This window comes from Streptomyces sp. NPDC033966, assembly GCF_055575955.1.
The window spans coordinates 145,695-158,631 of record NZ_JBVIRQ010000016.1; the positions used below are offsets into that span (position 1 = coordinate 145,695).

A 12,937-nucleotide genomic window follows, 5' to 3' on the forward strand; every position below is an offset into this window, starting at 1 on the left:
GGGGGGTGTCCTGTCCGTCTCCGTCAGTGGTCCTCCACGACCACCGTGGTCGCCTCCAGGACGGTACGGCCGGCCTGGGTGAGGGTCAGGGTGAGGGGTGCCGTCCGCCGGCCCGCGGCGTCCCGCCCCGGCCTGCCGGTCACCGCGGCGCAGCGCAGCGGGAGGTCGGCCTCGGCGTATCCGCGGACGTGGACCTGGAGCGAGGCGAGGGCGCTGCGCCCGGGTTCGAGGCAGTGGCCGCGCCCCACGGCCAGCAGGGACGTCTGGCGCAGGGATTCCAGCAGGGCCGGCGCGGGTACGTGCCCGTCCCGCGCGGCGGCCGCGCCGAGCCAGTGCGGGGGCACGGTCACCCCGACGGACAGCCGGCCGTCGCGCGGTCCGGAGGGGCCGTGCAGCAGGACGTTGGCCGGATCCCGTCGTCCCACCTCCTCGGGGGCGACCGGGGTGCCGGCGGGGGCCGGGCGGTCCTGTCCGGCCGTCGAGCTGAGCGCGGCCAGCCTGCTGTGCTCGCGGTGGCTGCGGTGCACCATCGGGGCGAGGAAGACCAGGTTCGCCGTGCCCGTGCCGCAGGGCACGTCGTCGATCTCCAGCGCGGTACGGAACTCCAGCGCGCGCGGCACCCCGTCGATGACCTTGTCGGGGCGGACGCTCATCGTGGTGGCCAGCCGCGCGGGGGCGGCCCCGGGCCGGGTGCGCCACGGTCCGATGTCGCTCACCTCGATGCCCACCCGGTAGAAGATCCCCGTGCGGTTCCCGGGCACGCGGAAGTGGGTGCGGCCGATGAACTCGCCGACTTCCCGGAGCATGTCGGCCGCCGCCACCACGTCGTGGAAGTGCCCCGGGCCGTCGTCGAACAGCGGGTGACCGGACGTCAGGTCGCCCAGCAGGACGAACTCCTCCGCCACGGGCGGTGCGGCGGCACCGCCGTGCCGGTCCCAGGGCTGCGGACGGTGCACCAGGTGCCGTGCGGCAGCCCTGGCGGCAGTCGGTCCCGCGGCGATGACGGCGGTGTCCATGGCTGGCCCTCCCTCCGGCCCCACCGGGTGCTGAGGCCGCAGGCATCAGGCTGCCGGGGGTCCGGCGGGGGGAACCAGCCGTGGAACCTGGCAGGTTGCTGTCCGTCAGCTAGTACCCACCCCTGCGGAGTCCCCGGCGGCCTCCCCGGCGGCCGAGCCCGAGGGGGCGAAGTCGGCGCCGAGGAGCCCGTAGAGCGCGACGTTGACGCCCGTCTGGAACCTGCTGGTGGACTCCATCTCCTCCATGATCCGGGCGATGTGGCGGCGGCAGGTGCGCACCGACATGCCGAGCCGGCGGGCCACCATCTCGTCCTTGTGGCCCTGCGCCATGAGCCGGATGATCGACCGCTTGAGGTCGTCGGCGATGTCGGCGGTGTCCTCCTCCCCGGGGGTGAAAGGCGCGGCCCCCGCCCACATGTGGTCGTAGACCTTGCACAGGAAGGCGACGAGCGTCGGCTCGCGGACCACGATCGCGCCCGGGGAGCGGCCCTCCACGTGCTGCTCGGGGAGGAAGGCCACCTCGCGGTCGTAGATGAGCATCCGGTCGACCAGTTCGTCCGTGGTGCGCACGTCGGCGCCTTCGGCCGTGACCGCGCGCACGTAGTCGGTCGTCGCCAGGTCGCTGCGGACGGTGTGCTGGTACAGGTGCCGGACGTGCACGCCGCGGTGCAGCCGGTCGAGGGTCAGGGGCAGGGCCGTCTCCATGGCGCCGGGCCGGCGGGAGCCCCCCGGCTGGGAGGTCAGCAGCTCGATGCGGCAGCGCGTACCCCATTCGTCCAGCATCGACTGGAGCACTCCCACGTCACTGATGACGTCGAAGGCCTCCGCCTGATTGCGCCTGCGGCGGGTCTCGAAGTAGGCGGGCAGCAGTCCCAGCATCTGCGTCTTCACGCTGCTCACCGCTTGCTGCATCTCGCGGATCTCGGCCTCCGCGGGGCCGACCAGGTCCGCTGCCGCCGCGTCCGGGCTCACCGGGACCAGCTCGTCCGGGCGGCCGGGCATCGGGCGGAGCAGGCGGAGCGTGGTGAGCGCCTCCTCCACTCGCCCGGCCTCCTGCTCCGTCATGCGCAGGGCGGACGCGATCTCCGTACGGACGAAACGTCCCAACAGGACGGCGTGCTGATAGGCGGACGCACTCGCGTCGTCCAACTCCCCGAACTCGGACCCGTGTAGGGAACTCCCCGACATCCCGTTTGACACCCCCATGTGCTGACAGGACTTGCTGCCAGGCAACTTTACGCATGCCCTTTCGGCTTGGAGCCCGCCGTGTCCGCTGGTCAGGATGTCCCTGCAAACAAAAGTTGTCGACACGGGGGTTAGACATGAACAGCACTTCCATCCGAAAAGCCACAACCGCCGCCGTTCTCGCGTTCGGCCTGTGGGGAATGGCCTGGACCAATGTTGCCCAGGCGTCCCAGCCCGTAACCAAGATCACGGTGACCGCGCCGAAGGACCTCGCCGACCTGCGCGTGAGCGAGACGGTCGTCAACTGCCCGCTGGACGACCGCTGGGAGCTCACCTGCCCGTGAGGACCGGCCTTTAGCAGGCCACAAGCGCGCGGGGGCATGATCCGGGGCACGGGCTCCCGGATCCCCCGCCGGTAGAGCCGGACCGTTCGCCCCGCTGATTTCGGAAAAGTTTTTCCGAAATCAGCGGGGCTTCGGCATGAATGGGCGCCAGGGATATGAGCAAAACATACCGCCCATGGCACTTGCACCCGGCAGTAGTCAGCGGATATTGGCGCTCAACCCGACGACGTGTGCGACCTGTGTCCGGGAATTCATCCCGAGCTTCTTGAAGATCCGGCTCATATACGTCTCCACCGTCTTCACGCTGATGTCCAGTCGGGCCGCAATCTGTTGGTTCGTACGGCCTTCTCCCACCAGCCCGGTGACGATGCGCTCCCGCTCACTGAGCAGGGACAGCCGGCTGGCGTCGGGGGATCCGCCCGCGTGCGCCCCGGTGCGGCGCTCCGCCCCGAGCGCCGCGGCGGCGAGAGCGGGCACGGCGGTCTGTTCCGCGAGCGCGGCCGCCAGCCGGATGCGCGCCCGTGCCCCCTCGGTGTCGCCGACGGCCAGCGCGGCCTCCGCCAGCCCCAGGGCCAGCAGCCCCGCCAGATGCGCCTGCCCGTGCTCCAGTGCCGCCGCCAGGCCCCGCTCGACGAGCCGGCCCGCCCGCTCGGGCTCGCCCAGCCCGGTCTCGGCCGCTCCCAGCCAGCGCAGCGCCTCCAGGTGCGCGGCCCGCTCCGGCTCCCCGGTCCGCGCCAGCAGGGCCTGCGCCCCGTCCGCCGCCGCCCTGGCCGACTCACCGTCACCGGCCGCCGCGCAGGCGGCGGCGAGCAGGGCGTACGCGTGCGCCCGCGCCCCGGGGTCGTCCGCCGGGGCCGTCCGCACGGCCTGCTCGGCCGCGGCGCGGGCCTCCTGCGGGTCCGCCCCCGCCTCCGGCTCCAGGGCCAGCGCCGCCCGTTCCGCGTCGGCGGCGGGGCCCGCCGGGGGCAGGCCGCCGTCCCCGTCGAGCACGGACCGGGCCTGTGCGTGGCGGCCGCTCCAGCGCAGGGCGCGGGCCTGCCACACCGCCGTGTCGGTCCGGCCGCCGGGCAGCCGGTCCTCGTGCGAGCGGGGTCCGGTCTCCTCGTAGCCGCGTACCGCCTCCTCCAGACGGCCCGACAGCACCAGCGCCTTGTTGAGCAGGAGGCGGACCTCCACCGGTACCGGACCGGTGGCCATCACCCGGCGCAGGGCCGCGGCGGAGCGGGCGGGCCGGGTGTACAGGCCGTCGCGGGCGCTCAGCGCCAGGGCGCGGATGTCCTCCAGGCCGATCCCGGCGGCGTGTTCGAGGTGCGCGGCCAGCGTCCTGCGGGCCCCGGCGGCCCCGGCGTCACCGCCCTGCGGGGCGTCCTGCGGCGTGTCCTGCGGGGCGTCCTGCGGACCGGCCGCCGTGCCGGCCTCGGCCCTCAGCGCCTCCAGGGCGCGCCCCAGCGCCGCACTGCGCCAGCCGGCCCCCGAGGCGTGGTGGACCAGCGCCCGGACCGCCGGGCGGACGAAGCGGAACCGCGTACCGGCCGCGCCCTCGGGCCGGACCAGCCCCTCGCCGTGCAGCTCGTCCAGCCCGGCCAGCGCGTGCTCCACCGGCACGCCCGCGGTGTGGGCGAGCGCGGCGGCGCTGAACGGGTCGCCGAGCAGGGCGGCGGCGCACGCGCAGCGCCAGCCGAGGGACGACAGCGTGTGCAGGTCGATCGAGTCGGACGCGAGCACCGGCGGTACGCCCGTGGCCAGTTCGGCCGTCGCGTGGAAGGACGGACCGGGCGCGGCGCCCCGGGCGAGGGCGTGCAGCAGCCCCGGCACGCCCGCCGCGTCGCGGAGCACCAGCTCGGCGGCGAGCGGCGGCGTCCCGGGCGGCAGCAGGGCGCGGGCGTCGGCCGGGGGCAGCGGACCCAGGGCGAGGTGGCGGACCCCGGGCGCGTCGTACGGCACGGCCGCCAGGTGGCGGCCGCCCGGCACGGAGCGGTGCGCGAAGACGGTCAGCACGGCACCCCGCGGGGGGTGCCGGACGAGGTGGTCGAGCAGGTCGAGGACCTCGGGACCGGCCCGGTGCACGTCGTCCAGGACCAGCAGCGTCCCGCGCTCCCCCAGCAGCCCCAGCAGGACGCGCAGGGCACGGACCGCCGCACCGGGGTCGGGCCGTTCCCCGGCTCCGGGCAGGGTGGCGAGGGCGGGCAGGACGGGCGCGAGCGCGCGGGTGCGCGCCTCGCCGAGCCGCTCGAACAGGGTGCCGTCGGCGCGGGCCAGATGGTCGTCCAGGGCGTCGGCCACCACCTCGAAGGGCCGGGTCCGGCCCGCCCTGGGCACCCGCCCGGACGCCACCGTCCACCCCTCCTTGTGCGCGGTGGCGGCCAGTTGCCGCAGCAGCCGGCTCTTGCCGCTCCACGGCTCGCCGGTCAGCCGGACGAACCGGGAACCCTCGCCGGCCAGCCGCAGCTCGCGGTGGAGGACCGCGAGGTCCCGCGTCCGGGCCGCCGCCAACGGCTCCTGCTGGTGAAGCACGGGCATCCCCCTCGTGTACGCGTTCCCCCCTCCGGCAGCCTCGCCGACCCGCGTCCCCGCGCACAGACCCGCCGTACCGTCACTACCTGCATGTCAGTTACTGCGGAGGGCGACCCGGGTCCCGGGCCCGGGTGTCGGGATGTTCCCTGACGGGCCGTCCGGGGCGGCCGCCCGGGGACCGCCGCGACCTGCGGAAAAGGGGAGAAGCACCGACTGGTGGGGCCGGCCCGGCACGGCGACGATCGGGGCATGTCCGCCCGTACACGTCTCGGTTACGCCTCCGGCTCCCTGGTCACCGGAGCCTTCAACACGCTGCCCGGTCTGCTCCTGCTGCCCTACCTCACCGACACCCTCGGCGTCGGCGCCGCCATGGCGGGGGCCGTCGTCCTGGTGCCCAAGGTCTGGGACGTGCTGCTCACCCCGTACGCGGGGCGGATCAGCGACCGGACCCACGGCCGGTGGGGCCCGCGGCGCGGCCACGTCCTGGGCGGGGGCCTCGGTGTGGCCGCCGCCTTCGCCCTGATGTTCGCGGGGGCCGCGCGGGGGCCGGCGGGTGCGCTGTGGGCCGCCGCGGGCTTCCTGCTCACCGCGACCGCGTTCGCGTTCTTCCAGGTGGCGTACGCCGCCCTGCCCGCCGAGATCGCCACGAGCGCGCGGGACCGGGTGCGGCTGGTGGGGGGCCGGGTGGCCGGCATCGCCGTCGCCGCCCTGGTCGCCGGAGCGGCCGCGCCCGCCGTCGTCGAGGCGGGCGGCGGGGGCCTGTCCGGGCACCGCTGGGCCGGGCTGTTCGGCGCCCTCGTGGTCGCCGTCGGAACGCTCGGCGTGTTCTTCGGGACCTCCCGGGCCACCGCGTCCGGCGCGCCGCGGGAGGCGGGGAAGGCGGGGGAGCCGCGCACCGCCGGACCCCGCGCGTGGTTCGCCGTGCTGCGCGGCAACGCCCACTTCGCCGCGCTGCTGCGCGGGGCCACCGTCCTCGTCGCCGGCACCGGGGTGCTGCTCGCCGGCTGCCCCTACTACGCCGAACACGTCCTGGAGCGGCCCGGGATGACCGGGGTGCTGGTCGCCGCGTTCGTCCTGCCGAACCTGTTCACCACGGCCCTGTGGTCCCGCGTGGCCGCCCGGCACGGTCACCGGCGGGTGCTCGGTCTGTCCTGCGCCCTGTTCGCCGGGGGCGCCCTGCTGCTGCCGGCCGCGCCCGTGCTGCCGCTGTTCTGGGCCCCGGTGGCGCTCCTCGTCGTCGGGACCGGGCACGCGGGGCAGTTGCTGTTCCTGTACGCGATGCTCGCCGAGTGCGCGGCCGGTGACGCCGTCCGCACCGGGCACAGCCGGGCCGGTGCGATGTCGGGGCTGTTCAGCGCCGGGGAGGCGCTGGGCATGGCCGTCGGGCCGTTCCTGATGGGGCTGGTGCTCCAGTCGTCCGGCTACGTCTCCTCCGACACCGGGCACGCCACCGGCCAGGGCGCCGGTGCCGCGTGGGGGGTCCTGGCGGGGATGGGGCTGCTCCCGGCGCTGGCCGCGGCGGGCGGACTGCTGCTGCTGCGCGGCTTCCGGCCCGCGGCCCGTCCGGACCACCCCGCCGGTCCGGCGAGGGCGGCGGCTGCCGCCGCGGCTCCGGCTCCGGCGGCCCCGGCGGGGTTCACGCCAGCCGGGGGAAGGCCGCCGGTTCGGGCGTGACGGGCACCGCGCGGCCCTGGTCGCGCACCAGCTCGACCGGGGCGGCGCCGTCCTCGACGACCGTGCCGATCTCGGCCGCGAAGCGCCCGTACGGGTGGCTGCGCAGCGCGGCCAGGACACCGGCCGCGGCGTCCGGCGCGACGAGCAGGCACAGGCAGCTCTCGCTGGAGGCGTGCAGCGGGTCGACGGCCATGGCCTCCAGGGCCATCCGGGCCTCGTACTGCACGGGCAGCGCGCTTTCCTCGACGCGCAGGGTGTGGCCCAGTTCGCGGGCGTACGCGTGCAGCGCGGCGGCGAGGCCGCCGCGCGCCACGGTCCGTACGGCCCGGATCCCGTCGCCGGACCCGGCCGTGCGGGCCCGCTCCAGCAGTCCGGCCAGCGGCGCACAGCCGCTGGGGACCAGGCTCTCGAAGCCGAGGCCCCGGCGCACCGACAGGATGTGGGCTCCGTGTCCGCCGAGCGGGGCGCTGAGCAGGACGCGGTCGCCGGGGCGGGCGTCGCGGGTGCGCAGCGGGGCGCCGTGGAAGGCGCCGATCCCGGTGGTGTGCAGGTAGACCTGGTCCGCCTCGCCGGCCCGGACGACCCGGACGTCCAGGCCGGCGATCACCACGTCGGCCTCGCGGGCCGCGTCGCGCACGGAGCGGGCCAGCCGGTGCAGTCGCTCCAGCGGCAGGCCCGCCTCGACGACCGCCGACAGGGTCAGGGCGAGGGGCCGGGCGCCGGCGGCGGCGAGTTCGTTGACGGTGGCGCACACGGCGATCCGCCCGATGTCGCCGCTGCCGTAGAACGGCGGGTCGACCACGTGGGCGCCGCTCACCACGGCGGGCGGGTGCTGGCCCAGGGGCGGGCAGGTGCCGCGCACCTCCGCGAGGACGTCCTCCAGCAGGGCGCGCAGCTCACCGCCCGGGGGGAGCTCGTCGTCGTGGGCGAGGGCCACCTGGCCGCCGGGGAGGGCGGCCCCGGCGGCTCTCGTACCCGTCATCCTGTTTCCGGCAGCGTACGGCCGTCGCGGAAGCGGTTGATGGCGTCGAGGTGGCGGGCGCGCAGCTCGTGGTCGCGGACGCCGAGGCCCTCCTCGGGGGCGAGGGCGAGGACGCCGACCTTGCCCTGGTGGAGGTTGCGGTGCACGTCGTAGGAGGCCTGGCCGGTCTCCTCCAGCGGGTAGACCTTGGAGAGGGTCGGGTGGATCTTGCCCTTGGCGATGAGGCGGTTGGCCTCCCACGCCTCGCGGTAGTTCGCGAAGTGCGAGCCGACGATCCTCTTGAGGGACATCCACAGGTAGCGGTTGTCGTACTCGTGCATGTAGCCGGAGGTGGAGGCGCAGGTGACGACGGTGCCGCCCTTGCGGGTGACGTAGACGGAGGCGCCGAAGGTCTCGCGGCCCGGGTGCTCGAAGACGATGTCCACGTCCTCGCCGCCGGTCAGCTCGCGGATCCGCTTGCCGAAGCGCTTCCACTCGCGCGGGTCCTGGGTGCGCTCGTCCTTCCAGAACCTGTAGCCCTCGGCGTTGCGGTCGATGACGGCCTCGGCGCCCATGGCCCGGCAGATGCCGGCCTTCTCGGGGCTGGAGACGACGCAGATCGGGTTGGCGCCGCCGGCCAGGGCCAGCTGGGTGGCGTAGGAGCCGAGGCCGCCGCTGGCGCCCCAGATCAGGACGTTGTCGCCCTGCTTCATGCCGGCGCCGTTGCGGGAGACCAGCTGGCGGTAGGCGGTGGAGTTGACCAGGCCGGGGGAGGCGGCCTCCTCCCAGGTGAGGTGGCGCGCCTTGGGCATCAGCTGGTTGGACTTGACGAGCGCGATCTCCGCCAGGCCGCCGAAGTTGGTCTCGAAGCCCCAGATCCGCTGCTCGGGGTCGAGCATCGTGTCGTTGTGCCCGTCGGCCGATTCCAGCTCCACCGACAGACAGTGCGCGACGACCTCGTCACCGGGGTGCCAGCGGTTGACGCCGGGGCCGGTGCGCAGCACGACGCCCGCCAGGTCGGAGCCGAGGATGTGGTACGGCAGGTCGTGGCGCGCGGCGAGCGGGGACATCCTGCCGTAGCGCTCCAGGAAGCCGAAGGTCGGCAGCGGCTCGAAGATCGAGCTCCAGACGGTGTTGTAGTTGACCGAGGAGGCCATGACGGCCACCAGGGCCTCGCCGGGCCCGAGTTCGGGCAGCGGTACCTGCTCGACGTGCAGGGACTTGCGGGAGTCGCGGTCGCGGGTCGCGATGCCCGCGAACATGTCCGTCTCCGACTTGTGCACGGTCACCGCGCGGTACGACTCGGGCAGCGGCAGGGCCGCGAAGTCGGCGGCGGTGACAGCGGGGGAGCCGCTGCCAGATGCGGTCGACGCGGCGATCGCGTCGAGGATTTCCTTCACAGAGGCCTCCGGCGGTTCGGACGTGACGTTCCACTGATACGCATCCCGGCCCCCGAAGTCCCGGTCGCGGCGCATGCAGTGGGGTCCGCACGGGCGAGGTAGGGGTGCCCCGGGCTCCGGGCGGAGCGGCCGGCGGTGTCCGGGCGGCGGTGTCCGGGCGGCCGCGTGCAAGCCCGGCTTTAGCCCGCCGCCGGACGCTCGTCGCCGCGCACCGGCCGGACCGGCGCGTCTGCGTCGAAAGGGGCCCTCTCATGAGCACCCAGGAGGAGATCCGGTACTCGTCACTGCGGGAGCGCACGGCGGAGCTCGCCGTCCTGCGGGAGGAGGTGGTACGGGGTCCGAGCGACAAGGCGACCGAGGCCCAGCACTCCAAGGGGAAGCTGACCGCCCGCGAACGCCTCGAACTCCTCTTCGATGAGGGGACGTTCACCGAGATCGAAGGGCTGCGCCGGCACCGTGCCACCGGCTTCGGCCTGGAGTACAAGAAGCCGCACACCGACGGCGTGATCACGGGGTGGGGACTGGTCCACGGCCGGACCGCCTTCGCGTACGCCCACGACTTCCGGATCTTCGGCGGCGCACTGGGCGAGGCCCACGCGCAGAAGATCCACAAGCTGATGGACCTCGCCGAGACCACCGGGGCTCCCCTGGTGGGCCTGTGCGACGGCGCCGGCGCCCGCATCCAGGAGGGCGTCACCGCGCTCGCCGGCTACGGCGGCATCTTCACCCGCAACGTGCGCAGCTCCGGGGTGATCCCGCAGATCTCCGTGGTCATGGGCCCGTGCGCCGGCGGGGCCGCGTACTCCCCGGCGCTGACCGACTTCGTCTTCATGGTCCGCGGGACCTCGCAGATGTTCATCACGGGACCCGACGTGGTCCAGGCGGTCACCGGCGAGGCCGTCACCAGTGAGACCCTCGGCGGGGCCGACAGCCATGCGGGGACCTCCGGCGTCGCGCACTTCGCGTACGACGACGAGGAGAGCGCGCTGGAGGACGTGCGCTACCTGCTGTCGCTGCTGCCCGCCAACAACCGCGAGCTGCCGCCGGCCGGCGACACCGAGGACCCGCCCGGCCGGCGCTGCGAGCGCCTGGCCGACCTGGTGCCGGCGCGCCCCAACCAGTCGTACGACATCCGCGAGCTGATCGAGGAGGTCGTCGACCACGGGGAACACTTCGAGGTCCACGCCGCATGGGCGCAGAACGTCGTCTGCACCCTGGCCCGGCTCGGCGGCCGGACCGTCGGCATCGTCGCCAACCAGCCCTCGTGCATGGCGGGCGTCCTCGACATCCAGGCGAGCGAGAAGGCCGCGCGCTTCGTGCAGTTCTGCGACGCCTTCAGCATCCCGCTGGTGACGCTGGTCGACGTACCGGGCTTCCTGCCGGGCGTGGGCCAGGAGCACGGCGGGGTGATCCGGCACGGGGCCAAGCTGCTGTACGCGTACTGCAACGCCACCGTGCCGCGGATCTCGCTGATCCTGCGCAAGGCCTACGGCGGCGCGTACATCGTCATGGACTCCCGCTCCATCGGCGCGGACATCGCGCTGGCCTGGCCGTCCAACGAGATCGCCGTGATGGGCGCCGAGGGTGCCGCGAACGTCATCTTCCGCCGCGAGATCGCCGCCTCCGACGATCCCGACACGGTGCGCCAGATGAAGATCAAGGAATACCAAACCGAACTCATGCACCCCTACTACGCCGCGGAACGAGGCCTTGTGGACGACGTCATCGACCCCGCCGAGACCAGGTCCCGGCTCATCGACGCGCTGGAGATGCTGCGCGGCAAACACGTGCCGCGTCCCAGCCGCAAGCACGGGAACCTCCCCCTGTGAGCCCCGCCGAGGCGCAGCTCCAGCAGGCGGCCTTCCACGTGGTCGGCGGGTCCCCGACGCTGGAGGAGGTCGCGGCCATCGCCCTGCTGCTCACGGCCCGGATGGTGGGCGCCGAGATCGCCCCGCCCGATCCGCGGCCGCTGCGCGCCCATTGGCCCGCAGCGGACGGGGACTTCCGCACCCCGGGCGCGTGGGCGTCGTAGGGCATACGGTTCCTCCGCTTTTAGACCGGCTTTAGCGGTATCCCCGATCCTGTGCGGGCAGGCAGTGAGTCTGCTGCCTCCGCACCCGGCCGAAGGAGACGACGACCATGACAGTGCAGAGCCCGAACGTCATACTCAGCGGCGGACCCTCGTCCAGTGTCGAAGAGCTGGACCGCATCCGCTACGTGGAGGACACCACCGCGAAGGTGAAGGTCCTCAACGGGAACCGGTACGAACACTTCGAGCCCACCGGGGGCACCGTGGTGGACACGGAGCTCGAGCTCGAACTCCTCGTGTACGCCTACAGCGGCCACACCTACATCGCCGAGTAGCCGGAAGCCGTCACGCGGGAAGACACGGGAAGACGCACGAGAGCCGTCCGGGCGCGCAGGCCGCCGGGGCGGCTCTCGTCGCCTCCGGTGCCGTACTTCACCGGTGCCCCGTGCGCGGCGGGGGTCGGTCTCCGTGGCTGTGGCGGGGCCCTCGCGCGGCACGAGGAACGCCGGAGCGCCGGTGGAGCGACCGCTCGCCGCCGCGGTTCCTGGGTAGGCCCCGGGAATGAGCAACGTACGCCCCGACAAGGGGTACACGCGGGACAGCCGGTACATCACCACCCGGATCACCGCCGACGGACGCGACGGCTTCCCCGTGGAGCCCGGCCGCTACCGTCTCGTGGTCAGCCGCGCCTGCCCCTGGGCGCACCGCGCGACGATCGTCCGACGGCTCCTCGGGCTGGAGAAGGCCCTGCCGCTGGCCGTCGCCGGGCCGACGCACGACAAGCGCAGCTGGACCTTCGACCTCGACCCGGACGGCCGCGACCCGGTACTCGGGATAGAGCGGCTCCAGGAGGCCTACTTCGCCCGCGACCCCGGCTACGACCGGGGCATCACCGTGCCCGCGATCGTGGACGTGCCGAGCGGCGAGGTGGTCACCAACGACTACGCGCAGATCACCCTGGACATGTCGCTGGAGTGGACGGCGTACCACCGCGAGGGGGCGCCGGAGCTGTACCCGGCCGCGCTGCGGGCGGAGATCGACGCGGTCAACGAGGACATCTACACGGACGTGAACAACGGCGTCTACCGCGCCGGGTTCGCCAAGTCCCAGGAAGCGTACGAGGAGGCGTACCGGGCGCTCTTCGACCGCCTCGACCGGTTCTCGGAGCGGCTGGAGTCGTCCCGCTACCTCGTCGGCGACACGATCACCGAGGCGGACATCCGGCTGTTCACCTCGCTGGTGCGCTTCGACGCCGTCTACCACGGCCACTTCAAGTGCAACCGGCAGCGGCTCTCGGACATGCCGGTGCTGTGGGCGTACGCCCGGGACCTGTTCCAGACGCCGGGCTTCGGGGACACGGTCGACTTCGACCACATCAAGCAGCACTTCTACGTCGTGCACAGCCACATCAACCCGTCCGGGATCGTTCCCGCCGGCCCCGACCCGTCGGGCTGGCTCGAACCGCACGGCCGGGAGGCGCTGGGCGGGCGCCCGTTCGGGGACGGCACCCCGCCGGGACCGCCCGCCCCCGCCGAGGCCGTCCCGCCGCTGGGCGCGCCGTCGCGCACCTGAGGCCGCGGCCCGGCACGGCGCCGTACGGAGGGGGCGGCCCCGCGGCCGCCCCCTCCGTGCCGTCCGCGGGGTGGTCAGTCCCGTCCGAGAACGTATGCGTCGGACCCCGTGAGGAGGGCCCCGAGGTCCGCCTTGCCGTGTTGCTCCACGGCCGCGTCGAGCTGGTCGGCCATGAGGGTGTCGTAGACGGGCCGCCGCACGCTTCGGAAGACGCCGATGGGTGTCCGGTGGAGGGTGTCGGG

11 protein-coding genes and 1 pseudogene are annotated in these 12,937 nt (G+C 74.2%); 6 read left to right on the forward strand and 6 right to left on the reverse strand.

The annotated features are described in order from the left end of the window. Nucleotides 1-23: 23 nt before the first annotated feature. Together ACZ518_RS33300 and ACZ518_RS33305 are read right to left on the reverse strand one after the other, a co-directional pair. Complete coding sequence (locus ACZ518_RS33300; RefSeq protein ID WP_469116762.1) at nt 24-1,016, reverse strand: AfsA-related hotdog domain-containing protein; 993 nt, start codon at nt 1,014-1,016, stop codon at nt 24-26. Between the two features lie 105 nt (nt 1,017-1,121). After that, nucleotides 1,122-2,123 (reverse strand): helix-turn-helix transcriptional regulator, encoded by a 1,002-nt coding sequence (locus ACZ518_RS33305; protein WP_469116763.1) that lies wholly within the window; start codon nt 2,121-2,123, stop codon nt 1,122-1,124. 215 nt (nt 2,124-2,338) lie between these two features. Here ACZ518_RS33305 and ACZ518_RS33310 point away from each other — a divergent pair, with 215 nt between their 5' ends. Beyond that, the gene (locus tag ACZ518_RS33310; RefSeq protein WP_469116764.1) at nt 2,339-2,545 is read left to right on the forward strand and encodes a hypothetical protein; all 207 of its coding nucleotides are present in this window, start codon (nt 2,339-2,341) and stop codon (nt 2,543-2,545) included. A 198-nt stretch (nt 2,546-2,743) separates the two neighbouring features. Here the strand turns inward: ACZ518_RS33310 and ACZ518_RS33315 are convergent, their stop codons facing one another. Then, entirely contained in the window at nt 2,744-5,065 is a 2,322-nt protein-coding gene (locus tag ACZ518_RS33315) for a helix-turn-helix transcriptional regulator (protein WP_469116765.1), read from the reverse strand. A gap of 243 nt (nt 5,066-5,308) precedes the next feature. On the opposite strand from ACZ518_RS33315, the gene ACZ518_RS33320 reads away from it, so the two are divergent. Continuing rightward, complete coding sequence (locus ACZ518_RS33320) at nt 5,309-6,733, forward strand: MFS transporter (protein ID WP_469116766.1); 1,425 nt, start codon at nt 5,309-5,311, stop codon at nt 6,731-6,733. Here the strand turns inward: ACZ518_RS33320 and ACZ518_RS33325 are convergent. Then, nucleotides 6,696-7,715 carry an AIR synthase-related protein gene (locus ACZ518_RS33325; RefSeq protein ID WP_469116767.1) on the reverse strand — a complete coding sequence of 340 codons (1,020 nt, stop codon included), beginning with the start codon at nt 7,713-7,715 and terminating at the stop codon, nt 6,696-6,698. The genes ACZ518_RS33320 and ACZ518_RS33325 overlap by 38 nt on opposite strands. Further along, nucleotides 7,712-9,094, reverse strand: a complete 1,383-nt coding sequence (gene ccrA, locus ACZ518_RS33330; protein ID WP_469116768.1) for a crotonyl-CoA carboxylase/reductase — start codon at nt 9,092-9,094, stop codon at nt 7,712-7,714. Before ccrA ends, ACZ518_RS33325 begins: the two co-directional genes overlap by 4 nt. A 251-nt stretch (nt 9,095-9,345) precedes the next feature. Here ccrA and ACZ518_RS33335 point away from each other — a divergent pair, with 251 nt between their 5' ends. The 4 genes from ACZ518_RS33335 (at nt 9,346) to ACZ518_RS33350 (ending at nt 12,695) form a co-directional block, all read left to right on the forward strand. Further along, nucleotides 9,346-10,923: an acyl-CoA carboxylase subunit beta gene (locus ACZ518_RS33335; protein ID WP_469116769.1), complete on the forward strand. Its 1,578-nt coding sequence runs from the start codon at nt 9,346-9,348 to the stop codon at nt 10,921-10,923. Next, on the forward strand, nt 10,920-11,126 hold the full coding sequence (locus tag ACZ518_RS33340; RefSeq protein ID WP_469116770.1) for an acyl-CoA carboxylase epsilon subunit: 207 nt from the start codon (nt 10,920-10,922) through the stop codon (nt 11,124-11,126). Before ACZ518_RS33335 ends, ACZ518_RS33340 begins: the two co-directional genes overlap by 4 nt. Before the next feature lie 107 nt (nt 11,127-11,233). Next, a complete protein-coding gene (locus ACZ518_RS33345) occupies nt 11,234-11,458 on the forward strand; it encodes a DUF5988 family protein (protein ID WP_469116771.1) in 225 nt (74 codons plus the stop codon). Nucleotides 11,459-11,684: 226 nt separating this feature from the next. Next, nucleotides 11,685-12,695, forward strand: coding sequence for a glutathione S-transferase family protein (locus ACZ518_RS33350; RefSeq protein ID WP_469116772.1), 1,011 nt, complete (start codon nt 11,685-11,687; stop codon nt 12,693-12,695). 74 nt (nt 12,696-12,769) lie between these two features. On the opposite strand, the pseudogene ACZ518_RS33355 reads toward ACZ518_RS33350, so the two are convergent. Next, a pseudogene (locus ACZ518_RS33355) lies at nt 12,770-12,937 on the reverse strand (2-oxoacid:ferredoxin oxidoreductase subunit beta); the annotation flags it as partial.